Source organism: Paenibacillus sp. J31P190 (genome assembly GCF_059692075.1).
Genome location: NZ_JCAUAS010000002.1, coordinates 236,758 through 260,002, shown reverse-complemented (window position 1 = coordinate 260,002; position 23,245 = coordinate 236,758). Strand labels below are relative to the sequence as shown.

At 44.8% G+C, this 23,245-nt stretch carries 23 protein-coding genes; 18 read left to right on the top strand and 5 right to left on the bottom strand.

Features of this window, described 5'->3' with window-relative positions; translation table 11 throughout:
* Positions 1–8: 8 nt before the first annotated feature.
* From AC58U0_RS04800 to AC58U0_RS04770, 7 genes are all read left to right on the top strand, one after another.
* Positions 9–1,184, top strand: coding sequence for an EfeM/EfeO family lipoprotein (locus tag AC58U0_RS04800; protein WP_497377888.1), 1,176 nt, complete (start codon positions 9–11; stop codon positions 1,182–1,184).
* Between the two features lie 24 nt (positions 1,185–1,208).
* Complete coding sequence (gene efeB, locus AC58U0_RS04795; RefSeq protein WP_497377887.1) at positions 1,209–2,486, top strand: iron uptake transporter deferrochelatase/peroxidase subunit; 1,278 nt, start codon at positions 1,209–1,211, stop codon at positions 2,484–2,486.
* Positions 2,487–2,676: 190 nt separating this feature from the next.
* Positions 2,677–4,002, top strand: coding sequence for a GTPase HflX (gene hflX, locus AC58U0_RS04790; RefSeq protein ID WP_497377886.1), 1,326 nt, complete (start codon positions 2,677–2,679; stop codon positions 4,000–4,002).
* Positions 4,003–4,034: 32 nt separating this feature from the next.
* A complete protein-coding gene (locus AC58U0_RS04785) occupies positions 4,035–5,255 on the top strand; it encodes a methionine gamma-lyase family protein (protein ID WP_497378248.1) in 1,221 nt (406 codons plus the stop codon).
* A 95-nt stretch (positions 5,256–5,350) separates the two neighbouring features.
* Positions 5,351–5,761, top strand: a complete 411-nt coding sequence (locus AC58U0_RS04780; RefSeq protein ID WP_047676992.1) for a MerR family transcriptional regulator — start codon at positions 5,351–5,353, stop codon at positions 5,759–5,761.
* Between the two features lie 40 nt (positions 5,762–5,801).
* A complete protein-coding gene (gene glnA, locus AC58U0_RS04775) occupies positions 5,802–7,142 on the top strand; it encodes a type I glutamate--ammonia ligase (protein ID WP_057302355.1) in 1,341 nt (446 codons plus the stop codon).
* A 109-nt stretch (positions 7,143–7,251) separates the two neighbouring features.
* Positions 7,252–8,490: an aminopeptidase gene (locus tag AC58U0_RS04770; protein WP_497378247.1), complete on the top strand. Its 1,239-nt coding sequence runs from the start codon at positions 7,252–7,254 to the stop codon at positions 8,488–8,490.
* A gap of 574 nt (positions 8,491–9,064) precedes the next feature.
* Here the strand turns inward: AC58U0_RS04770 and lexA are convergent.
* Positions 9,065–9,682, bottom strand: a complete 618-nt coding sequence (gene lexA, locus AC58U0_RS04765) for a transcriptional repressor LexA (RefSeq protein WP_047676998.1) — start codon at positions 9,680–9,682, stop codon at positions 9,065–9,067.
* Between the two features lie 148 nt (positions 9,683–9,830).
* On the opposite strand from lexA, the gene AC58U0_RS04760 reads away from it, so the two are divergent.
* The 3 genes from AC58U0_RS04760 to AC58U0_RS04750 all read left to right on the top strand — a co-directional run bounded on the left by AC58U0_RS04760 (position 9,831) and on the right by AC58U0_RS04750 (position 11,399).
* A complete protein-coding gene (locus AC58U0_RS04760; RefSeq protein WP_497377885.1) occupies positions 9,831–10,238 on the top strand; it encodes a LysM peptidoglycan-binding domain-containing protein in 408 nt (135 codons plus the stop codon).
* A 143-nt stretch (positions 10,239–10,381) separates the two neighbouring features.
* Positions 10,382–10,564: a DUF896 domain-containing protein gene (locus tag AC58U0_RS04755; RefSeq protein WP_497377884.1), complete on the top strand. Its 183-nt coding sequence runs from the start codon at positions 10,382–10,384 to the stop codon at positions 10,562–10,564.
* A gap of 43 nt (positions 10,565–10,607) precedes the next feature.
* Positions 10,608–11,399: an HAD family hydrolase gene (locus AC58U0_RS04750; protein WP_497378246.1), complete on the top strand. Its 792-nt coding sequence runs from the start codon at positions 10,608–10,610 to the stop codon at positions 11,397–11,399.
* 78 nt (positions 11,400–11,477) lie between these two features.
* Here the strand turns inward: AC58U0_RS04750 and AC58U0_RS04745 are convergent, their stop codons facing one another.
* A complete protein-coding gene (locus AC58U0_RS04745; RefSeq protein ID WP_497377883.1) occupies positions 11,478–12,020 on the bottom strand; it encodes a 1,2-dihydroxy-3-keto-5-methylthiopentene dioxygenase in 543 nt (180 codons plus the stop codon).
* 254 nt (positions 12,021–12,274) lie between these two features.
* Between AC58U0_RS04745 and metH the strand changes: the two genes are divergently transcribed.
* Together metH and rnz are read left to right on the top strand one after the other, a co-directional pair.
* A complete protein-coding gene (metH, locus tag AC58U0_RS04740; RefSeq protein WP_497377882.1) occupies positions 12,275–15,712 on the top strand; it encodes a methionine synthase in 3,438 nt (1,145 codons plus the stop codon).
* Positions 15,713–15,817: 105 nt separating this feature from the next.
* On the top strand, positions 15,818–16,747 hold the full coding sequence (rnz, locus tag AC58U0_RS04735) for a ribonuclease Z (protein WP_497377881.1): 930 nt from the start codon (positions 15,818–15,820) through the stop codon (positions 16,745–16,747).
* A 47-nt stretch (positions 16,748–16,794) separates the two neighbouring features.
* On the opposite strand, the gene tlp is transcribed toward rnz, so the two are convergent.
* Positions 16,795–17,010, bottom strand: a complete 216-nt coding sequence (tlp, locus tag AC58U0_RS04730) for a small acid-soluble spore protein Tlp (RefSeq protein ID WP_057302361.1) — start codon at positions 17,008–17,010, stop codon at positions 16,795–16,797.
* Between the two features lie 280 nt (positions 17,011–17,290).
* On the opposite strand from tlp, the gene AC58U0_RS04725 reads away from it, so the two are divergent.
* Together AC58U0_RS04725 and AC58U0_RS04720 are read left to right on the top strand one after the other, a co-directional pair.
* Positions 17,291–17,641, top strand: coding sequence for a CidA/LrgA family protein (locus AC58U0_RS04725; protein ID WP_057302362.1), 351 nt, complete (start codon positions 17,291–17,293; stop codon positions 17,639–17,641).
* A complete protein-coding gene (locus AC58U0_RS04720) occupies positions 17,631–18,320 on the top strand; it encodes an LrgB family protein (RefSeq protein ID WP_057302363.1) in 690 nt (229 codons plus the stop codon). The genes AC58U0_RS04725 and AC58U0_RS04720 overlap by 11 nt, the downstream gene beginning before the upstream one ends.
* 111 nt (positions 18,321–18,431) lie before the next feature.
* On the opposite strand, the gene AC58U0_RS04715 is transcribed toward AC58U0_RS04720, so the two are convergent.
* Positions 18,432–19,145, bottom strand: coding sequence for a class I SAM-dependent methyltransferase (locus tag AC58U0_RS04715; RefSeq protein WP_497377880.1), 714 nt, complete (start codon positions 19,143–19,145; stop codon positions 18,432–18,434).
* Between the two features lie 198 nt (positions 19,146–19,343).
* On the opposite strand from AC58U0_RS04715, the gene AC58U0_RS04710 reads away from it, so the two are divergent.
* The 3 genes from AC58U0_RS04710 to AC58U0_RS04700 are packed head-to-tail and all read left to right on the top strand — an operon-like array spanning position 19,344 to position 22,149.
* Positions 19,344–20,114: a GNAT family N-acetyltransferase gene (locus AC58U0_RS04710; RefSeq protein ID WP_497377879.1), complete on the top strand. Its 771-nt coding sequence runs from the start codon at positions 19,344–19,346 to the stop codon at positions 20,112–20,114.
* Between the two features lie 20 nt (positions 20,115–20,134).
* Positions 20,135–21,118: a lysophospholipid acyltransferase family protein gene (locus tag AC58U0_RS04705; RefSeq protein WP_497377878.1), complete on the top strand. Its 984-nt coding sequence runs from the start codon at positions 20,135–20,137 to the stop codon at positions 21,116–21,118.
* A 35-nt stretch (positions 21,119–21,153) separates the two neighbouring features.
* The gene (locus AC58U0_RS04700; protein WP_497377877.1) at positions 21,154–22,149 is read left to right on the top strand and encodes a metal-dependent hydrolase; all 996 of its coding nucleotides are present in this window, start codon (positions 21,154–21,156) and stop codon (positions 22,147–22,149) included.
* Positions 22,150–22,247: 98 nt separating this feature from the next.
* On the opposite strand, the gene AC58U0_RS04695 is transcribed toward AC58U0_RS04700, so the two are convergent.
* Positions 22,248–22,850 carry a nitroreductase family protein gene (locus tag AC58U0_RS04695; protein ID WP_497377876.1) on the bottom strand — a complete coding sequence of 201 codons (603 nt, stop codon included), beginning with the start codon at positions 22,848–22,850 and terminating at the stop codon, positions 22,248–22,250.
* 155 nt (positions 22,851–23,005) lie between these two features.
* Between AC58U0_RS04695 and AC58U0_RS04690 the strand changes: the two genes are divergently transcribed.
* On the top strand, positions 23,006–23,221 hold the full coding sequence (locus tag AC58U0_RS04690; protein WP_063860253.1) for a hypothetical protein: 216 nt from the start codon (positions 23,006–23,008) through the stop codon (positions 23,219–23,221).
* Positions 23,222–23,245: the final 24 nt, after the last annotated feature.

Here is a 23,245-nt window from a genome sequence, read left to right as displayed (position 1 = left end):
ACCATCCCATGAAGAAACGTCAAAACCTTATAATTCTAGCAGCTGCTACAACACTTATTCTCGCAGGGTGCGGTAAAACAGAAACAACAGAAACAACGGAAGTAACCAAAGTACCAGTCAAAGAAGGCTCAGCAGCGCTTCTTACAAGTCTTGATCAGTTGAAGGGTCAACTGGACACAAGTAAAGTTAAAGATCCGAAGAAGCAATCCACCCTACTTGAGAATCAGTGGGCCAGCTTCGAAGATGAAGTAAAACCGAAATTTCCAGAGCTGTATTTTAAAGTAGAGAAATTTCTGACGCCATTAGAAGCAGGATTGAAACAAGACAAGCTGGATTATGCGACATTAACTGCACTCAATAATAATTTGAAAGCAGCAATTACGGAGCTCAGCACCTCACTCGCTGATAATAAAGGTGCGGTTAATAAAGATGTCATCACCGCATCCAAAGAGCTGCAAGAGGCTGCTAAAGCTTATAATAAATACGTTCAGGAACAAGGGAAACAATTAGTCGCTGGACTCGAACAGCTGGATGCTGCTGTGAAGAGCGGCGATCTGAAAAAGGCACAAGATTCCTATGGACAATCGCGGATGCCTTATGAGAGAATTGAGCCTATTATTGAGACTTTTAGCGAGCTTGATGGTGTAATGGATGCTCGTGTGGATGATTTTAAGAATGAAAAGGATCCTGAGTTTACAGGGTATCATCGTATAGAGTATTTGTTGTTTGTTAAAAAGAATGTGAAGGAAGCTGAAGCTTTCTCCACACGTTTACTAGAAGACGGCAAGAAGATGCAGCAAGCAATCGCGGCAACTACCATTGAACCTTCTGATTTTATCGCGGGTGTCGGCGAATTGATGGAAGAAGCACAAGCCACCAAAATAACAGGCGAAGAAGAACGCTGGAGTGGAGCTACTATACCTGTTATCCGAGCTAATGTGGAAGGTGCGCAAGCCATCTATGATCTTGTCAAAGGTGAGCTGAAGAAGAAAGACGCGGCGCTAGATGAGAAAATCAGCAAAAGCTTAACTGCGGTAATCGAAACGATGAACTCACTTTCACCTCTTGGTGTTACTTGGAACGATTTCAGCAAAATAGAACAAACCAAACAAATCGATTTGAAAAATAAACTGGAAGCACTTGCTGAGCCATTAGTGAAAATGCCAGGAACGCTAAGTAAATAAGGGAATGGAAAGGAGAACAACGGTATGGGTGATAAAATGAATCGCCGTGCTTTCTTAGGAATGACAGCGGCAGGTGCTGCAGGCGTTATCGTGGGGGATCTGCTTGGGAAAGCACAGAAAGTGATACCTACCGCTTCCAACAATCAACTAGGTACTGCAACAGCAAGTGCAGCAAATGAAACCATCTCATTTTATGGTGCTCATCAGACCGGTGTTGTGACTCCGGCCCAGAACTTTGCGAATGTGGCGGCATTTGATGTAACCACACAGGATGTGAAGGAGCTAAAGGAGCTTCTGCAGCAATGGACCGAGATGGCAGCGTCTCTCATGGAAGGCAAGCCTCTTGCGGCTGAGCCTCAGGAAGGGAAATTTCCGCCATTGGATACAGGGGAGCAAATCGGCCTCGAGACGGGTAAATTAACGATTACCTTCGCTGTTGGTGCGTCTTTGTTCGAAAAAGATGGTGTCGACCGCTTCGGACTTCGTTCTCGTAAACCATCTGGCCTTACAGAAATGCCTATTTTTCATAAAGACTCGCTGCAGGAACAATTGACTCATGGAGACATCATTATTCAGGCTTGTGCGGATGATCCGATCATCTGTTTCCATGCGATTCGTAACTTAGCTAAAGCGGCACGCGGCGTTGCCCATTTGCGTTGGCAGCAAACCGGACAGTTGGGCGTGAAGTCTCAAGGGACAAAGAGAAACTTGTTCGGCTTCAAGGACGGTACGGCTAATCCAGACTTGCAAGATGAACAATTTATGAAAAAAAATGTTTGGGTCGAGGCGGGCGACGGCGCATCTTGGTTTGCTGGAGGCACTTACATGGTTGTTCGCCGTATTCATATGCGAATTGAGACCTGGGATCAACAACCATTTTCGGATCAAGAAGAGATTATCGGGCGCCAGAAGGTTTCAGGAGCTCCAATGGATGGACAAAGTGAATTCGATAAGCCGAATTTTGCCGGGGATGTGAAGGGGGAGGTTACTGCCCTCGATTCTCATATCCGCCTTTCAAATCCGCGTACGGGAGAGAGTTCAGAACGTGAGCGTATTTTGCGCCGCGGGTATAATTTCATGGATAACCTCGATAACGTTGGACGAATCAATGCTGGTCTGTTATTCGTTTGTTTCAATCGGAACATCCAAACGCAGTTTGAATCCATTCAGAAAAGATTGACGAATCCGAAGCTTCCCGACAAAATGCTTTCCTATACGGACACAACAGGTGGCGGTTATTTCGCTGTGCTGCCGGGTGTTCCTTCTAAAGGTTCGTTTTTGGGACAAAGTTTATTTACTTAAAATAGGTGGAAAGCTACCGAGAGGCCTTTGGTCTTTCGGTATTTTTGTGTCTGCAGATGGGAACACCGTTATAATCGAATTATCCGCTCTTGTAAATTGACTTTCCCAAGCATTTCCTACACAATGATGAAGGAATAAGCCCACATGGGGGCTATTTCGATTGTCTGAATGCAGCGTAAAGGAGACACTTATGAAAACAACTTCACATATGGTTGAGAAAGAAATCGATGACCGCGCGGTGCTCGTTAGTCTAGTCACTCAGAAACAGAAGAAAAATGAATTGTTAGCGGAATACTCATTGCAAGAGTTGGTTAAGTTAGCGGAAACAGCAGGTGTGCTTGTTTTGGAGACAATGACACAGAACAAAGAAACAAAGGATTCCAAATGGTTTATTGGTAAAGGGAAAGTTGAAGAGCTAAAGTTGCGTTTAGAGGAGCTTGACGGGAATACGGCCATCTTTGATCAAGAGTTATCGGGTGCACAAGTGCGTAACTTAGAGGCTGCCTTAGATGTGAAAATCATCGACCGGACGCAGCTGATCCTGGATATTTTTGCGCAGCGTGCCAAAACACGGGAAGGTATTATTCAGGTTGAATTGGCGCAGCTTAGCTACTTGCTTCCAAGGCTATCGGGACAAGGTAAGAACTTATCACGTCTGGGTGGCGGTATCGGGACGAGAGGTCCCGGGGAATCGAAGCTGGAGACCGATCGCCGGCACATTCGCGGCCGTATTGACGAGCTGAAAGCGCAGTTAGAAGAGGTTGTTCGTCATCGGACATTGCATCGTGAACGCCGTAAGAAGACAGGTGTATTTCAAGTTGCCCTTGTTGGTTACACGAATGCAGGAAAATCAACCTTATTGAAACAATTGACTCAAGCGGACGTCTATATTGAGAATCAATTGTTTGCAACACTAGATCCGACTTCGCGGACAATGGAATTGCCAAGCGGCAAAGAGATCGTTTTAACCGATACTGTAGGTTTCATTCAGAACCTGCCGCATGATCTTGTTGCATCGTTCCGTGCAACGCTGGAAGAGGCTAATGAGGCTGATTTGATCCTTCATGTTGTAGATAGTTCAACAGATATGAGGAACGAGCAAATGCGCGTTGTCGCTGAAGTTTTGGAAGAACTGGGTGCTCATCAGAAGGAACAGCTAACCATTTTCAATAAAATTGATCTTTGTTCGCAAGAAGATAAGGAGATGCTTTCGACCGAAGGTGAATTTCTGAAAATTAGTGCTTACACCCCTGATGATCTTGAACGTCTGCGGATCGCTATTCAAGAGAAGCTGATGGGTGAGAGCAAAGAGTTTCGCATTCCGGCTGACAAGGGAGACATCATTTCCCTGATGTACCGAATTGGCGACGTTCTGGAGACGGATGTAGACGGAGAAGATATGCTGTTCAAGGTCCGCGTGAATAAGGATGATTACGTCAAATTGGCTTATCAATTGGTCGCTTATGATCAACATGCACAGCAAGAGGCTCAAGATAGTGAGGGAGAGATTTACTAATTATGCAATTCGGGGATAAAGTTATTTCATTAATGGAGAGCGCAGAACGCCAGGTAGAGAGCGCTTTTCGCCAGATTGAGAAAACGATTGATCTTAATCAGTGGAAAGTGATTAGGGCTTTCCAAAAACATAAGGTAAGCGATTACCACTTTGCTTCCTCGACAGGCTATGGCTACAATGATCGTGGCAGAGAGGTGCTCGATCTTGTCTATGCGGATGCGATGGGAGCAGAAGCAGCACTCGTACGCCCGCACTTTGTCTCAGGAACACATACGATAGGCACAGCTTTGTTCGGTGTTCTGCGACCAGGGGAACATCTACTTTACATAACGGGTAAGCCTTATGATACGTTGCATAAGGTCATTGGTAAGCCTGACGACGGTATGGGGTCGCTGCAGGACTTTGGCATCGCGTACAGCGAGGTTGCGCTGACTGAGGAAGGCGCGCCGGACTGGTCGGCCATTGCGGCTGCCATACAGCCGAACACGAAGGTGATCGGCATACAGCGCTCGCGAGGCTACTCGTGGCGGCCTTCGTTCACGGTAGAACAAATCGGAGATATGGTCCGATTCGTCAAGGAAGTGAACCCGGCGCTGATCGTCTTCGTCGATAACTGCTACGGCGAGTTCACCGAGCTGCAGGAGCCGACGCAGGTTGGCGTTGATCTCATGGCCGGCTCGCTCATCAAGAACCCCGGAGGCGGTATCGCCCCATCCGGGGGCTACATTGCCGGGCGGCGCGACCTTGTGGAGCTAGCCGCCTACAGACTGACCGCCCCCGGTATTGGGGGCGAGGTCGGTGCCATGCTCGGCGCCACGCGAGCGATGTTTCAAGGGCTTTTCCTTGCCCCTCACTTGGTGGGGCAAGCTGTCAAGGGCTCGGTCTTCGCCGCCGCGGTGTTCGAAGAGCTGGGCTTCGAGAGCCATCCGCGCTGGCAGACGCCGCGCACGGACTTGATCCAAGCGATCCGCTTCACGTCGGCGGATCACTTGATCACGTTCGTGCAGGGCATCCAGAAGGCGGCTGCCGTGGATTCGCACGTTGTGCCGGAGCCGTGGGATATGCCCGGCTATGAGCATCCCGTCATTATGGCGGCCGGGACGTTCATTCAAGGCGGCAGTCTGGAGCTGTCCGCAGATGCGCCGATTCGTGAGCCCTATATCGCCTATTTGCAGGGCGGGCTTACCTACTCACACTGTAAGTTAGGGGTACTTACAGCAATCCAACATATGGAAGACAAGGGATTGTTGTGAAAAATAAGACTGTGAACAAACCTGACACTCCTTGACACATTCTTGTTACAAAGGTACAATAAGATAGAGGTATTTACTGACCAGGAGTGATTAGCATGAGTGATGAAATACGTAGAAATATGGCGTTATTCCCAATCGGGATCGTCATGAAGCTGACTGATTTAACCGCAAGACAAATTCGTTATTATGAGCAGCATGAACTTATTATTCCAGCTAGAACGGCTGGTAATCAACGACTGTATTCGTTTAATGATGTAGAACGACTTCTTGAAATTAAAGATTTAATTGAAAAAGGTGTAAACATCGCTGGGATCAAGCAGGTTCTTATCCCTGTCGATAAAGATTCTGAAGATGCAACAATACTGAACGAGCACACAGAAGTTAAGCGTAAAGAATTAACCGACTCCCAACTGCACAAAATGCTTAAGCAGCAGTTGATTGGCGGAGGTAAACGCCCTGATCAGGTTTCCCTGATTCAAGGTCAGCTTTCCCGATTTTATAAATAGCATTTCTTAATCGCTCGTAAATTGAGAGGAGACTGCACACATGAGCTACAACAACAATTTTTCCAAAGAAGATATCTTACGCATTGCCAAAGAAGAAAATGTTCGGTTCATTCGTTTGCAATTTACGGACTTGATGGGAAGCATCAAGAACGTAGAAATTCCTTACAGCCAACTCGAAAAAGCACTCGACAACAAGATGATGTTCGATGGTTCTTCCATTGAGGGTTATGTGCGTATTGAAGAGTCTGATATGTATTTGTATCCTGATTTGGATACATGGGTTATTTTCCCATGGGTTACCGAAAGCAAAGTAGCACGCTTAATCTGCGATATTTATATGCCAGACGGCAGACCTTTCGCAGGAGATCCGCGTGCTATCTTGAAAAATGCATTGAAACAAGCTGAAGAAATGGGCTTTACGGCCATGAACGTAGGTCCTGAACCAGAATTCTTCTTGTTCAAAACGGATGAAAAAGGCAATCCAACAACGGAACTAAATGACCAAGGCGGTTATTTCGATTTGGCTCCGATGGATTTGGGCGAAAACTGCCGCCGCGATATCGTGTTGACGCTTGAAGAGATGGGCTTTGAAATTGAAGCATCCCACCACGAAGTGGCGCCAGGTCAACATGAAATCGACTTTAAATACGCAGATGCGATTAAAGCGGCTGACCAAATTCAAACCTTCAAGCTCGTCGTCAAAACCGTTGCTAGACAACATGGTTTGCATGCGACCTTTATGCCTAAACCTTTGTTCGGTATGAACGGTTCTGGTATGCACTGTCACCAATCCTTATTCAAAGGTGATGTAAATGCCTTTTATGAAGAGAACGATAAATTAGGTTTAAGTAATGTAGCTAGACATTATATGGCGGGTGTTCTTCGTCATGCACGTTCTTTTGCTGCGATTACAAACCCTACTGTTAACTCTTACAAACGTCTTGTGCCTGGTTATGAAGCGCCTGTATATGTAGCATGGTCCGCAAGTAACCGTAGTCCAATGATCCGTATTCCAGCATCCCGCGGGTTAAGCACTCGAGTTGAAGTACGTAACCCGGATCCGGCTGCTAATCCTTACTTGGCTCTTGCTGTTATGCTTGCTGCCGGACTGGATGGCATTAAGAACAAAATGCAGCTTCCTCCTCCTACTGATCGTAACATCTATGTGATGACTGAAGAGGAAAGAGAGAGCGATGGTATTCCTACTTTACCATTGAACTTGAAACAAGCGTTGGACGAGCTGCTTCGCAATGATGTGATTTGCGATACACTTGGCGAACATGCTCTGGCTCATTTCTATGAACTTAAAGAAATTGAGTGGGATATGTACCGCACACAAGTTCACCAATGGGAAAGAGATCAATATCTGTCCCTTTATTAATCGCCTAGCAAGTTGATATTAAGCAACAATTAGATATGAAAAGCCCGTCAGCCTTCAGGAACGATTCTGAACTGATGGGCTTTTTCACGCGAAGGAGATCATAAGTATGTTGGACAACTTTCAAATTAATTTGGAGAAGTACGCTGAGCTTGTAGTTAAGGTTGGGGTTAACCTCCATAAAGGCCAGGATCTGATGATAGAGTCGCCGATAGAATCCTTAGATTTAACTAGACTTATCGTGAAAAAAGCCTATGAGGAAGGGGCAAATTTTGTCCAAGTGCACTGGCAGGATGATGTGATAACTCGCAGCAGATTTGAATATGCCAATGATGAAGCTTTTGATTATTATCCAGAGTGGTATACGAGTATGTTAGAACGCTTTGTAGAAAATGGTGGAGCTTTACTGAATATCAAAGTACCGGATCCTGATTTGTACGCAGGTATTGATGCAAGCATGATTTCTAGAGCATCCAAATCGATGGCTACGGCTAGAGCAAAGTATCAACACTATGTGAGAACAAGTAAGTTCAGTTGGTGCTTAATCAAAGCGCCTACGGTAGCGTGGGCATCCAAAGTGTATGCCGATTTGCCTGAAGAACAGAGGGTAGATGCGATGTGGGAGGCAATTTTCCGGATAAATCGCGTTTATGAAGAGGATCCGGTAGCTGCTTGGCGAGTTCATATGGATCAATTGAAGCGCGTTCGCAGCGTGTTAAATGAGAAGCAATACGAGGCGCTTCAATATCGAGCGGCAGGTACAGATTTACGTGTCGAATTGCCGGAGGGTCACATTTGGCTTGGCGGTGATGCGGAGAACGCAAGTGGAATACGATTCGTGGCGAATATGCCAACCGAGGAAGTTTTCACGATGCCTAAGCGAACAGGTGTTCATGGGACGGTGTCGAGCACCAAGCCATTAAATGTGAATGGGGCGCTTGTGGATCGGTTTTCGTTCAAATTCGAGGACGGGAAAGTTGTGGATTATCAGGCAGAAGTCGGCTATGAGCATCTAGCAAGGTTGCTGGATATGGATGAGGGCGCACGCTATTTGGGAGAAGTTGCGCTCGTACCTTTTGATTCGCCGATCTCTAATCTTGACCGCATTTTCTACAATACGGGCATCGATGAGAATGCATCCTGCCATCTGGCCTTAGGCAGCTGCTACCCGATCAATTTGCAGGATGGCGTATCTTTATCAAGTGAAGAGCTGAAAGCTCGAGGTGGGAACACCAGTTTGATTCATGTGGATTTCATGATTGGGACGGCTGATCTTGAGATCGATGGTGTTCTTGGTGATGGTACAATTGAGCCTATTTTCCGTCGTGGAAATTGGGCGCTTGCATTTTAGTTGTATTTATCTGATTTGTTAGCTTAATTCCAAAGGTGTGAGTACTCCTGGGTTTATCAAGGGGTTAGATAGCAGATAGCAGATAGCAGATAGCTGATGAAGACCGCAGAAGGAAAAAGGAAGCTAGAAGCTAGAAAATAGAAAATAGAAAATAGAAAATAGAAGTCTCTAGAGACCGCTAATTTGTTCAAAAGTGTGGAAATATTAAGAATAGAAGTCTTTAAAGACTCCTATTCCTTAAAGTTGAATCAAATAGGGCCAAATATTACCGAATAGAAGTCTCAAGAAGCTTCTATTTCCGCAAAATTTGATCATAATGACGTAATAGCAGTCTCTAAAGGCTCTTATCTGAATCCACAGTTCAGCCTTTTTGGCTATGACGGGATTAAAGCCCATTTCATTAACTTTGAAATATCTATACTTGGATCGATTGCCTCACTATCTTTTAAGTTCCTCAATTTGCCCCATTGCTCCATGTAATTTAAGGCTGTTTACATCCAAAAGAACCGAGGGACTATTGTCCTCTCGGTTCTTTATCATTGGCATTGTATGTAGAATAAGGGCTGTAGTGCTATTACATATCCCGGAACAAACCAATGACACGGCCAAGAATCGTAACATGTTTCAAAAGGATTGGCTGCAAAGCCGAGTTCTCCGGTTGAAGACGAATATGATCCTTCTCCTTGTAAAAGCGTTTCACCGTTGCTTCATCATCTTCCGTCATTGCTACAACAATGTCCCCGTTATTAGCGGTTTGCTGCTGCTTTACGATGACATAATCGCCATTATGAATACCGGCTTCGATCATACTGTCACCCATGACGCTAAGCATGAACACATTATTATCTCCTACCATGCTGACAGGAAGAGGGAAGTAGTCTTCGATGTTCTCTGTTGCTGTAATAGGCACACCGGCTGTAACTTTACCAACGAGAGGTACACGAGCTACAGAAACTGCAAAATGCGTTTCCGCACCGTCAAGTCCTAGAATTTCAATAGCACGCGGCTTTGTAGGATCTCGACGAATCATACCTTTCTTCTCAAGACGCTCCAAATGTCCATGAACTGTAGAACTAGAAGCTAGTCCAACTGCCTCGCCGATTTCTCTAACGGAAGGTGGGTACCCCTTATCTTTCACTTCATTCTTAATGAATTCCAATATAGCTTGTTGACGCTGCGAAATCTTACTCAATAGTTATCACTCCAATACTGGGAATCATTACCCAAAGTATAACATAGAACCCGAGTTCGTACAAACATAAGTTCGAGAGAAAGGGTTGACTCAAACATGTGTTCGTGTTATTCTAATACCAGAACAAATGTTTGGGAGATGATTATTCATGTATATGGCTTATACAAACACTAACACAACAAACGCACCTCATAGATCTGCTAGCACATCCAAAGGGATGACATTTCATTCTAGTTATACAAAAGCAATTGTTCGCTTCATTTTATTAGCAGTTATTCTTGGTACTGTGTTTTCATTTGGTGCTATGGTTCAAGCCTATGCAGGGGATGGGGCTGCAACTGCAAAGACCGCAGTTTCCATGACACCTATTAACATCACTCCGAAAGCTGTCGTACAAGATCAAGTCGTTATTCAACGTGGAGACACACTCTGGGATATTGCTTCCACACATAAAAAAAGCGATGAGAACGTTCGTTCCTACACACATAAATTAAAGACAATCAATCATTTATCCACCAGCTCCTTGAAAGAAGGACAGGTTTTATTGCTTCCTTAAATTCACTCTGCTATTTTTAATAGACTCTAAATATGATGAGGCTTGGACACATGTTCCTATGCCTCTTTTTGTTGTCTCTTGACATTCCTTAATAGGGATGGCAAAGTAGTACTCATATTGAATTTTTGACTGGGAGGATCATTATGAGTGACAACATGGAAGAGAATATCGAACGTATTAATGAGCTTGCTCGTAAAGCGAAAACTGTTGGCTTAACAGATGCGGAAATCGATGAACGCAACGAACTCAGAAAGAAATATATTGAAGCATTCCGCGGCAATCTTAAAGTTCAACTTGATTCCATCAAGTTTACGGACGAAGAGTAATCGCTGCTCATATAGATACAACATTCAAAAGGGGAAATGAATGATGACGTTGAAAGCTGTGCTTTTTGATTTAGATGACACGCTTCTGTGGGATGATCGCAGTGTGCAGGAAGCATTCGAAGCGACATGTGCTGAAGCTGCAAAGCACGTTGCGGTGAATCCCGCGGAATTGGAAGCCTCTGTTCGCAAGGAAGCGCGTTCTTTATATGAATCTTTTGAAACCTTTGCGTTTACGAAGATGATTGGGATTAATCCCTTTGAAGGCTTATGGGCTAATTTCACACAAGGTGAGAATGAGAATTTTCGTAAGCTTGAGAAACTAGCGCCAGGATATCGTACGGAGTCTTGGACAAGAGGGCTTGCGGCGTTGGGGATAGAGGATCGTGAGCTCGGGTATAAGCTTGGAGAACTATTTCCAGCAGAACGCCGACGCCGTCCTTACGTATATGAGGAAACGTTTCGAGTATTGGACGCTTTGAAAGGCAGCTATCAATTACTGTTATTAACGAATGGCTCGCCAGATCTGCAAAAGGAAAAATTAGCAGGTGTCCCAAATATCGCACCATACTTTGATCATATTGTGATCTCGGGTGAATTTGGCGTAGGTAAGCCAGCGACATCGATTTTTAACCATGCTCTGGGACTACTTGGGATAGAAGCTGAGGAAGGAATCATGATCGGAGATAAATTGACAACCGATATCCTTGGTTCTAGCAGCGTAGGTATGCGCAATATTTGGATTAATCACCATGGGCTTCAAAGTGGAGATGAGATCGTTCCTGTATATGAGGTTTCCCGTCTTCAAGATATTTTGCCGGTTATTGCTAACGGATAACACAGAATAAATAAAAACCCAACGGCTGCATAGGAGGTTAAGTCCAGCGCTGTTGGGTTTTTGTTTCATATAATAGAATTAGGCTTTGCTAAATTCTGGATCATCAATGTTATAAGCCACCCAGCCATCTTTTTCGATGAAGAGACGAACGGCAACGATTTCACGATTATCCATAAGTGTGAAGAAATGGTTCGTGTTCTCAGGAACTGAGATCACATCGCCTGGTTCAAGTTCAACATCAAAATAGCCAACTTCGCTTTCGGATTTGATAATGAAAATTCCTCGTCCAGAAACGATTGCACGAATTTCATCTTCCGTATGTGTGTGTATTTGTTCGAATTTCTTCAGAAGCTCTTCGATGTTAGGCGTTGAATCGGAAAGCGCGATTACATCCCAAATTTCATAACCGCGTCTAGCAGCCAAATCACGAATTTCTTCTTCATAAGTACTAATAATTTCAGCTTTCTCTTCATCACTTAGAATGAATTTCTCACGTAGTGCTACCGGAAGCTTGTTAGCATCCCAGTGTTCATATACAACATTTTGACTATCCAAGAAGGCTTTGACCTGCTCTTCGCCTTCAATACGTTCATTCGTATTGCGAATTCTAATTTGTGCCAAGCTGCATCCCTCTTTCTGAGTAAATATAATATAGGGATCTTTGACTTACGATCAAAGTCTCTCCTTTGAATTATAGTGGAAATACAGTTAGCTGTCGATGGTTGAACATAAGTATTTCCGATAAAACCTATAGGTAATTGTGATAATTCAAATTCTTTTCATAGAAGCCGGATTCTGTTACACTAAAGCATAACATAATTTGTCGTTTTTTTTATTCTCAATTGCTTTAGGATAAGTTGAAAGGGAGTCATGCAATGACCAAAACACCAATACAAGAGCAGCTTAAAAAGAAAATCATGATCCTAGATGGTGCCATGGGTACAATGATTCAGCAAGAGAACTTAACAGCTGAAGATTTCGGGAGCGATGATCTGGACGGTTGTAATGAAATTCTTTGCGTTACACGGCCAGATGTTATTCGCAAAATTCATGAAGCTTACTTCGCCGCTGGCGCTGATATGATAGAAACAAATACATTCGGGACCACGAGCGTGGTACTAGCGGAGTATGATTTGCAAGATCGTCATCGTGAATTAAATCTTGCGGCAGCCAAACTGGCTATCGAAGCAGCGAATAAATATTCGACACCGGAGTGGCCTCGTTATGTTATCGGAGCCATGGGTCCAACAACCAAAACGTTGTCGGTAACCGGTGGAGTCACATTCGCTCAGCTAGAGGAGAGTTATTATGAGCAAGCATTAGCTCTGGTTGAAGCGGGCGTGGATGCACTACTATTGGAAACTTCTCAAGATACTCTGAATGTAAAAGCAGGCAGTATCGGAATTCGCAGAGCTTATGAAACATTGGGTGTTGAACTTCCAATAATGATCTCGGGTACGATTGAGCCGATGGGCACAACATTAGCAGGTCAAAATATTGAATCCTTCTATATTTCTTTAGAACATTTGAAGCCTATTTCAATGGGTTTGAACTGTGCTACAGGACCTGAATTTATGAGGGATCATATCCGAACATTGTCTGATATTGCTGAAACAGCAATTAGTTGTTATCCGAATGCCGGTTTGCCGGATGAGAACGGACATTACCACGAGTCTCCTGAATCTTTGGCTAAAAAGATGGCCGGATTTGCAGAGCAAGGCTGGCTCAATATTGCCGGTGGGTGCTGTGGGACAACGCCGGATCACATTCGTGCAATGGCGGAGACACTTTCTCAGTATAAGCCAAGAACGCAATATGGTTCGCATTTACCTGCTGTCTCCGGGATTGAAACGTTATTTATCGAGCCAGAAAATCGTCCGATCATGGTTGGCGAACGGACCAATATTTCAGGTTCCCGAAAATTCAAACGCCTGATTAAAGAAGGGAAGTTTGAAGAGGGCTCTGAGATTGCGCGTAATCAAGTTAAGAACGGCGCTCACGTTATTGATATTAATCTGCAGGATACAGACATTGACGAAGCTTATGCCGTTGAAGAGTTCATGCAACAGGTTGTGAAGAAAGTCAAAGTTCCGTTAATGATTGACTCGACATATGACCATATCATTGAGCTAGGACTTAAGTACTCACAAGGTAAGGCGATCATTAACTCCATTAACTTGGAGGATGGCGAAACGAAGTTCGAAGGAATTTTACCTTTAATCAAACGTTATGGGGCTGCGGTTGTTTGTATTCTCATTGATGAACGAGGCCAGGCTGTTTCGCGAGAAGCGAAGATCGAAGTGGCGACGCGGTCTTACGAGCTTTTGACACAGAAGTATGGCATGAATCCTGAGGATATTATATTTGATCCCAATATGTTCCCAGTAGGCTCCGGAGATCCGCAGTACATCGGTTCCGCCGTAGAGACGATTGAGGGCATCAAGCTGATTAAAGAAAAGTTTCCTAAAGCCAAAACAATTCTAGGATTAAGTAATATCTCCTTCGGTTTACCGGATGCTGGGCGTGAAGTGCTGAATTCCGTATATCTGTACCATTGTACGAAGGCAGGCCTAGATTATGCCATTGTGAATACAGAAAAATTGGAGCGTTATGCTTCCATCCCGGATACAGAGCGTCAATTAGCTGAAGAACTTATTTACAATACGAATGATGAGACACTGGCACAATTTGTTGCTCATTTCCGTGAGAAAAAAGTGGAAAAGAAAGAGAAGATTTCGAATCTGACTCTAGAAGAAAGACTTGGCTCTTATGTCGTGGAAGGGACCAAGGAAGGGCTGATCCCTGATTTGGAAATTGCTTTACAGACTTATTCGCCGCTTGAAGTCATCAATGGGCCGCTCATGAAGGGGATGGAGGAAGTTGGACGCCTTTTTAATGGGAATGAACTGATTGTGGCTGAGGTTTTACAAAGTGCGGAAGTCATGAAGGCTTCAGTTAATTACTTGGAACCATTCATGGAGAAATCCGAAACAGCGGTTAAGGGGAAAATTATTCTAGCAACCGTCAAAGGTGATGTACATGATATCGGTAAAAATCTGGTCGAAATTATCCTATCGAACAATGGTTATAAGATCATTAATCTTGGGATTAAAGTACCGCCGGAGCAAATCATTGAAGCCTATCGAAGGGAGCTTCCGGACGCGATTGGTTTATCTGGATTGCTTGTGAAATCGGCTCAGCAAATGGTTATCACGGCCCAAGATTTACGTACAGCAGGTGTGGATGTACCGATTCTGGTTGGCGGTGCTGCTCTAACACGTAAATTTACCAAAACACGTATTCAGCCTGAATATGAAGGTGTTGTTCTTTATGCAAAGGACGCGATGGATGGGCTGGATATTGCAAACAGACTGAGTGACCCTGAACAACGCCAACGTCTCATTCAGGAGCTAAGAGAGAGCTTGGAATCTGATGTGATGGATACCGGTAAGAAGGAAGAGAAACTGCCACAGCTCACACGTGTGAGTTCGTCTGCTGTATCCAAGGATCTTCCTGTGCAAGTGCCGCAGGATACAGAACGCCATATTATGAGGGATTACCCGATAAGCCATCTAATGCCTTATGTCAACATGCAGATGCTGCTTGGTCATCATCTTGGTTTGAAAGGTAAAGTAGAGCAGCTGCTTAGCGACAAAGATACGAAAGCCCTTCAATTGAAGGATACAGTGGATTCAATTCTATATGCTGCACAGCATAATGGGATTATCAAAGCCCACGGGATGTACCGTTTCTTCCCAGCACAATCCAGCGGTAACGATGTCATCGTGTATGACCCGCAGGATCACAGTAAAGTGCTTGAAACCTTCACATTCCCGCGTCAAGATAAAGAGCCTTATCTTTGCTTATCCGACTACCTGAAGTCAGTAGAAAGCGGGCAAATGGATTACGTTGGTTTCTTACTTGTTACGGCGGGGCATGATATTAATGAATTGGCTAAAGAATGGCGGGATAAAGGGGATTATTTGAAATCCCATGCCCTTCAGGCTACAGCACTGGAAATGGCTGAAGGCTTTGCCGAGCGGATTCATCACATCATGCGCGATGTATGGGGGATAGCCGATCGTGTAGATATGACCATGCAGGAGAGATTTGGGGCCAAATATGTCGGACAAAGGTTCTCTTTCGGTTACCCGGCATGTCCGAATCTCGAGGACCAAGCGAAGTTATTCAACTTGCTGAAGCCAGAGGATATTGGCGTAGAGCTAACGGAGTCGTTCATGATGGAGCCGGAAGCATCGGTTTCTGCGATCGTATTTGCCCATAAGGAAGCTCGTTACTTCAACGTAGGATAGAAAGTTTATGTATAAAGCGAGGCAGCTTGTGCGAACTACATGGTTCGTCGGCGTCCTCGCTTTACATTTTGGCATTGTGATTTTAGATAGAATGGAGTTTAGATCGTGGACTTATATTTTTTGGGCACGGGGGCGGGTATGCCTTCCAAACAACGAAATGTCACCTCAATCGCTTTAAACCTGCTGGATGAACGCGGAACCTACTGGCTGTTCGACTGCGGGGAAGGGACGCAACAGCAGATTCTGAACTCTCCAGTGAAATTGGGACGAACGGAGATGCTTTTCATCACGCATCTACATGGGGATCATTTGTACGGTCTTCCTGGTTTGTTAACGAGTCGTTCCTATTTAGGAGGGGAAACACCTCTTACGCTATATGGACCGCGGGGTCTTAAGAGTTTTGTTGAGACGGCTCTCTCCGTTAGCGGGGCTCATTTAACGTATACGCTTCAGATTGTGGAAATCGAGGAAGAAGGTTTGATTTTCGAAGATGAAAGCTTCCAAGTCGAGACGGCACGATTAGAGCATCGTATCGAATGCTTCGGTTACAGGATCGTAGAGAAGGATCAACCTGGCAAGCTTATGCAGGAAAAACTAATGGAACTCGGCATCCCGGCAGGTCCGCTTTATGGTAAATTGAAGCAAGGCCAATCCGTCCAGCTGGAGGATGGTCGTACGCTTCATGGGACTGATTTTCTAGGTGCGCCGATACCCGGACGCATTGTCGTTATACTTGGTGACACGCGCTACTGCAGCGGAGCTCAGCACTTGGCACGAGGCGCTGATGTGCTTGTGCACGAGGCTACATTCGCCATGGATAAGCAGGAGCTTGCGTATTCGTTTGATCATGCCACTTCAATTGATGCGGCAAGAACTGCTCAGGAAGCGGGAGCGAATGCGCTGATCATGACACATATTAGCTCGCGATATCAGGGTGATGCCGTAATGGAGCTTTTGCAAGAGGCTCAGAAGATTCACAGCAATAGCTACATAGCTAAGGATTTCTGGAGCTTTGAAGTATCGCGTAAAGGGTAATAAAGAAAAGCCACCCCCCGATTTTTGGAAGTGGCTTCTCGCTTTTCTTATCTGTTCGATTCGTCTTTTTTCTCTTCGATGAAGCCGCTGATGCTTTCTTTGCGGCGTTCATTCTTGGATTCGATGCTTTGTTTTTCCTCGGCAGTTATTTCATCAGCATGTTCATCCAAGTAGTCCTCAGCTTCGTGCAGATTGGCTATCGTATGATCGATGGCGTTCTGCAAACGGGCTGGATTATCTTCGCGATTATCTGGCTTTGCCATAGTATTTCTTCCCTCCCTTTGAGGCGATAGATTGACATCCTGTTATACGATTCCACAAGGTCAATAAGATTATTCACTGTTTAAGAAGTCAATTTCCCGGATTTCCTTCATACAATAAACATAATCCCACGTTAACCGAGGTGATCATATGGAAATTTCACTTGCCGAAGTGCTGCTTTCTATTTTTATGTCCTCGATTTTTTGTGTTATGTTTAGGGAAATACGAAATTATTACAGAGACTCAGGATAGTGCTGCTCGCAGCTGAAATGGAGAATATTTATGCTCGGTTTTGCTATATTACTAGGCTTTAATTTCTTAGGTTATGTGATTCAGTTGAGCCTGCACCTGCCGCTACCCGGCAACGTGATCGGGCTCATTCTTTTTACCGCGGCGTTGTTTACTAAGCTCGTAAAGCTAACTTGGGTGGAAGAAGCGGCTTCACTGTTGACGAGGCATATGATGCTCTTTTTTATCCCTTTTACGGTTGGCGTTCTAGCATTTATTCCGATCATTGGAGCTAATTGGCTTGCTATTTGCGGAGGGACTGTCGGTGCAACGGTGGCTGTTCTTGTAGTAACAGGTTGGGTATCGTCAAAGCTAGGGCAGGAGAGTGCCGAACATGGCGAATAGCATACTGCAGCATCCATTGTTTGGTCTTTCTCTAAGTGTGATCAGCTATGCGTTAGCCAATTTGTTGTACCAAAGATGGCGGTTTATGCATCCTCTGTTTAGTTGTACGGGTTTCATTATCATTGTACTAGTAAGTTTGCGTATTCCTTATGAGGACTTTAAACGAGGGGCTGACGTGCTAACGCTTTTATTAGGGCCTGCAACAGTTGCGTTAGGCGTACCTCTTTACAAATATAGAGAATTGATACGTAGAAATATGGCGCGTGTCTTGATAAGTGTTTTAGCGGGTTCAATTACGGGTATTGCAGCTAGTGCAGCCATTGTGGGGTTATTGGGAGGAAGTCAGTCCATTATCCTAAGTATGCTTCCCAAATCAGTAAGCTCGGCCATCTCCATTGAAATAGCCGCGCATTTAGGCGCGATTCCTGAATTAACAGCGGTATTAACCACTTTAACTGGGCTGCTGGGCAGTATGTTTGGTACTCGAATCTTGAGTTGGTTTCGAATTAGAGATGATATCTCGATCGGCATTGCAATTGGAACAGCGGCACATGGCATTGGAACAGCCAGAGTATTCAAGGATTCTGAACAACAGGGTGGATTTGCTGGATTATCCATGGGGATTTGTGGGATTATGACTTCGATTTTATTTATACCCATTTACATGTGGTTAAAATAGTGCCGTGTATGTTGAAGAGCAGAGCTCGCAATAAGAGCTCTGTTCTTTTTTGCATCCCAAATATGGAAAATGCTGAAAGAAGAATGATAGTCTGCAGGGAATCATCCTACGTTAATTAGGTAATTTCACCACATACGTAAGACTATCTGCCTTGAGAATAACAGGAACGTCATGTCTTGAAATATCCAGACGCATCGGCGTATCCGAGAGATGAAGCTGTTCCCAGCCCTCGTAATTTGATTGAAGGATTGTCAGGGCATTCTCTTTCGGCATGACAACTTCGATGAGCGTTTCACGCTTTCTGCCAGTTTGACGGTTGAATTCTTCAATATTCGTATTCATCATAATAAAGTTAATGCCACCTGGCTTGGTGCCCGCGGCCATCCTTCGGAGTACTTGTTTGAAAGCTGTGTCGGATTTCACGTGCTCCAGGCTAGAGGCAGCAACGATATAATCGTAGCTATTTGGCGGGATCTCATACGTACTAATATCTGCTTGTTCAGTACTGATCAGATGCTCTACGCTAAACTCCTTGCTATAAGTATGCAGTTTCTCTAAAGCCATATCAAGCAAATCTACACCATGAATATGGCCTAAAGATGACTTGAGCCATTGCGCGAGAGGAATACTATTACGCCCTACCCCGCAGCCCAAGTCCAGTATGGAAAGCGGGTGGTCATGATCAATCTGCTTAACGAGTTCCATGATCAGCGGAATGGGTTTGTCCAGCCACGACCCCTTGGTATAAAGGCGATGCTGCTCGAAGCAATCTTCATGATATTGCTTTTCTTCTTCACGAATTCGTTGTAAACGGGCTGTGTTCATCAGGATACCTCCACTTTTGTAATAGAAAGGTTTGTATACGTTTATATACCTCAAGTTATCGATGTCTAAACAATGATGATGACGTTTTTAGTGCGAAATTCACGAAATATTACAAATTCTTAATAACACGAAAACGAACACTTAATAATTCTCTGCTAATCTTGAGTTATTAGACTCCAGTTGAAAGGCGTGAGGAAGATGAGTGGACCACTTCTGAATACGGCGCCCCAGCATGCCAAGCTGTCTGTTAGGCTTGCAAGCAGCGCACAAGAGATTGAGCAGGCTATGCGACTTAGGTATCAAGTTTTCGTCGAGGAAGAGAAGAACATGAAGATGCTGAATGAGCAAGGGCTTGAGAAAGACGTCTACGATGCTTACTGTGATCATCTCATTGTGAAAGATATCGAAACCGAGCAGGTCATTGGTACTTATCGGTTGCTGCCTGGGGATCGAGCATTGAATGGGATCGGATTTTATTCCGAAACTGAATTTGATCTTACTGCCTATTCAGATTTGAAAAGCCAAACGCTGGAGCTTGGACGGAGCTGTATTGCTCCCGAATATCGGGGTGGCAAAGCGATTCAACTCCTTTGGGAAGGAATTGCTGGTTATATTAGTGAGCGAAATTATACGCATTTAATTGGTTGTGCGAGTGTGCATGTGGGCAATTTGGAGGAGCTAAATTTGATCTACTCGATGCTGCGCCAAAAGCAGGTGATAACGGACCGATTCGGCATTGAACCGCTTGCCACGCATCGAATCCCTGGCCTTACTCAAATAGAAGTCGATTGCAATGAGAAAGAGCTATTCCGAAAACTTCCGCCTCTGATGAAAGGCTATCAATGGCTCGGAGCAGAGATTGGCGGAGACCCGGCATATGATGAGCTATTCGAGACCGTTGATTTCTTTATTATTTTACAAAAAGACCGGGTTACACGTCGTTATAAACGCCATTTTCTGACTACTTAAGTAGGTAAGGAGGACTTACCTTGTATGAATGGATTGCCAAGCTGACATTGAATGAATGTAGGCTGCATCGCATCGAGAGAGTGCTCCGCGTTTTTCCCATGTGGATGATGTCAGTTGCTTGTACTATGTTGGCGTTTGCGCTTTATCGGGTATTCCAAAATGGGTTTCTAAAGCGAGTGGAACACAATTTAATAGACTTGCTAGGTGCAATGCCTAAGAGTTCATTAAAGGCTATCTCCAAGCATTATGTTCAAAATGTCGTGTATACGCTATATGAAATTCTCTTCCTTTCTGTTCGGTTGAAAAAGCTTTATGCAAGTCACTTTGACGTGCAAGGTGAGGAATATCTACAAGAAGCACAGCGTCAAGCGAAGGGTAAGGGATTCATTGTCTATGCACCGCATGTTGGCAATTTCTTCAATTATTATTGGTATTTGACTCAGAAATTCGATTGCTTAACGGTGGCTTCAGCGGGAAGTCCCGAACTTAAACCTCTGTATATGAAGTTTGCCGCTATGGGCTGTAACGGCTTAGATTACGATAATGTCCCCCCATTGGAGCTATATCGTACATTGAAAAAGCATGTGCAGAGCGGCGGGGTCATTTTCATCCTCGGCGACTTCTGGAGACCGACATTTCCTTTATCCAGGTTATTTGGCCGACTAACTCGTACACCTGAAGGTGCAGCCATGTTAGCGCTTGAGCATCATGTGCCAGTTGTGCCGTTCTATGGGTATCGTCTCAAAGGGTTTAAACATCGGTTAGTTTTTGGATCACCTATTCATTTACACGAACAATTTGAGCGTTCAGGACGTTCAGAACGTGCAGAGGCAAACTTACTTTTGAATGCGTTCATGGAGCGGGTTATCCGTGAGCAGCCTTCGGCGTGGTTTTATTGGTTTAATGTTCATGAACGGTGGGAGAGGGTCTCGTCAGCAACAGCCGTTACTACAAGGGACGATGTGATCGGAAGTATAGATTTAACTACGGAAGCAGCAGGATGACTCACACAACGACCAAAAGGATTGGTGATCGACACATGGACACAGGAAGCCACTTATTGTTCGGCGTCACATTAGCGGGATTGGCATGTTTGGAACCGGCCGTTGCTCAGGAGCCTGCGCTGGCCCATGCCATACTTGCAGGAACACTCATAGGTTCGCATGCCCCTGATTTTGATACCATTGCACGTCTGAGAGGATATGCGAACTATGTTCGCGTTCATCGAGGGATCACACATTCGTTGCCGGCTTTGTTCATTTGGCCCATCCTTCTAAGTCTGCCCCTCGCTGCCATGTTTGGTGTATGGGAGCATCTGATTAGCTTGTATCTATGGACATTTGCAGCTGTTGTGTTCCACGTATTTCTGGATATGTTCAATGTGTATGGCGTCCAGTGCTTCCGTCCGTTTTCTCAGAAATGGTTCCATCTCGACACTCTCTGTCTCTATGAACCCTTCTTATTTGGTCTTCATGGCCTTGGTGTCCTGCTATGGTTGTTCGTTTGGCATGGAAGTGGCGGCAGCCATATCGGAGAGATGTTCGCTTTGATCTATGCGGCAACCTTTCTCTATATTGCTATAAGAGCCTCGCAGCGCAATCGATTCGTTAAGCTAGTAAAAAGTGAATTGAACCTCGCAGATGGCATCTGTCATCTCATTCCGAGCCTAAGCTGGTTTCAATGGCAATTCGTTCTTGAGGGTGACACATGCTTCTATCTAGGAGAGATCCGACATGGTCGCGTATTGATTCAAGAGGAGTACAGCAAAGCTGATTACAATCAGAACGAATCGCATCCTATTGTTCAGGCTACTATGGCTACGGATGGCGTTCGCGCCTTCTTGCACTTCGCGCAACGGATTCACGTGTGTTGGAAAGAGAAGAACGACGGTTATGAAGTGCAGTGGCGTGATGTGCGCTTCTGGCACAAACGCAAGCTGCCTTTCGGTGTCAATGTGCTGCTGGACCGGGACATGAACGTGGTTAGTGATACGCTCGGTTGGGATAAGAAGGCTTGGGACCCGCCGTATGTTTGATAGATTAGAAATGAATTGAAACAGTTATATATTCATATACAAAAAGAACACCTCAATTCACGATTAAATCGTGAATTGAGGTGTTCTTTTTTACAATTTTAAAGTGTCTGTCCAAATTCTCCGCTAAATAAAAGCTCGCTTAACTCACGTCTTCCTGATGGGATTTCACGTTCTTGGAACTTCTCATCAAGTGCGTTGACGGGGCCGCGGTAACCAATCGCAATCACGGCATGAATATCATACTCTTCAGGGATTTGAAGGGCTTCACGGGCTTGATTCCGGTCGAATCCGCCCATAGCGTGAGTGACTAGACCTTGATTGTTGGCTTCTAAAGCGAGGTAGCCCCAAGCAGTACCAGCATCGAACGCGTGACTTGGGTTATCGCCGCCTTTTGGCGTTTTGGTATGTGAAATGACGAGAGTGAGGACGGGAGCTTTTTCGCACCATTCTCGGTTGCCCGGCATAATGAAGTTGTGAAATTTGGCTCTTTGTTCGGGTGTACGGGCAATAATGAAGCGCCATGGCTGCAGGTTGCTTCCTGATGGTGCCCACCTAGCGGCTTCAAATAGACTTAGGAGAACATCTTCAGTCACTTCTTGATCGGTAAAGGAACGTGGCGACCAACGTGTTAGGAATTGAGGATTGATTTCGTGGTCAGGTTGACGATTGGATTCGACTTCAGCAGGTAAAGAAGTTGTCACTATGAATTCCTCCTTATTTTGTAATCTTCCTAATATTACCTGATTTCAATGCGGATTACGAGTTTCTGAAAATTCCCTTGAACTGTATGGTTTTTCATGATTATGGAAAAACTAGTTGTTATGAAATGAAGGACCAAGAAGAGGTGCGAGAAACCGTGAATTTTACTAGTCATGATGTTATTATAATTGAAAGAGCGCTAAGAACAGCGATGAAACATGATAGGGAAGAGCATCGTTCAAGAGATTATCATGAGGTTTTGCTCAAAATGCAAGAGAATGTGGAGCAGGCTCTCACCGTCAATGCTCAGCTGGCAACTATAGAACACGAAGGAATTCGGTATGATTATGATGATTCATCCGATCTCATGTAGACATACGAACGTATATTCTGTAAA

Bases quoted from the DNA above. Each gene is read 5' to 3' on its own strand.
- AC58U0_RS04800 (WP_497377888.1), top strand. From the start codon at position 9: ATGAAGAAACGTCAAAACCTTATAATTCTAGCAGCTGCTACAACACTT.
- efeB (WP_497377887.1), top strand. From the start codon at position 1,209: ATGGGTGATAAAATGAATCGCCGTGCTTTCTTAGGAATGACAGCGGCA.
- hflX (WP_497377886.1), top strand. From the start codon at position 2,677: ATGAAAACAACTTCACATATGGTTGAGAAAGAAATCGATGACCGCGCG.
- AC58U0_RS04785 (WP_497378248.1), top strand. From the start codon at position 4,035: ATGGAGAGCGCAGAACGCCAGGTAGAGAGCGCTTTTCGCCAGATTGAG.
- AC58U0_RS04780 (WP_047676992.1), top strand. From the start codon at position 5,351: ATGAGTGATGAAATACGTAGAAATATGGCGTTATTCCCAATCGGGATC.
- glnA (WP_057302355.1), top strand. From the start codon at position 5,802: ATGAGCTACAACAACAATTTTTCCAAAGAAGATATCTTACGCATTGCC.
- AC58U0_RS04760 (WP_497377885.1), top strand. From the start codon at position 9,831: ATGTATATGGCTTATACAAACACTAACACAACAAACGCACCTCATAGA.
- AC58U0_RS04755 (WP_497377884.1), top strand. From the start codon at position 10,382: ATGAGTGACAACATGGAAGAGAATATCGAACGTATTAATGAGCTTGCT.
- AC58U0_RS04750 (WP_497378246.1), top strand. From the start codon at position 10,608: ATGACGTTGAAAGCTGTGCTTTTTGATTTAGATGACACGCTTCTGTGG.
- metH (WP_497377882.1), top strand. From the start codon at position 12,275: ATGACCAAAACACCAATACAAGAGCAGCTTAAAAAGAAAATCATGATC.
- tlp (WP_057302361.1), bottom strand. From the start codon at position 17,010: ATGGCAAAGCCAGATAATCGCGAAGATAATCCAGCCCGTTTGCAGAAC.
- AC58U0_RS04725 (WP_057302362.1), top strand. From the start codon at position 17,291: ATGCTCGGTTTTGCTATATTACTAGGCTTTAATTTCTTAGGTTATGTG.
- AC58U0_RS04720 (WP_057302363.1), top strand. From the start codon at position 17,631: ATGGCGAATAGCATACTGCAGCATCCATTGTTTGGTCTTTCTCTAAGT.
- AC58U0_RS04715 (WP_497377880.1), bottom strand. From the start codon at position 19,145: ATGAACACAGCCCGTTTACAACGAATTCGTGAAGAAGAAAAGCAATAT.
- AC58U0_RS04710 (WP_497377879.1), top strand. From the start codon at position 19,344: ATGAGTGGACCACTTCTGAATACGGCGCCCCAGCATGCCAAGCTGTCT.
- AC58U0_RS04700 (WP_497377877.1), top strand. From the start codon at position 21,154: ATGGACACAGGAAGCCACTTATTGTTCGGCGTCACATTAGCGGGATTG.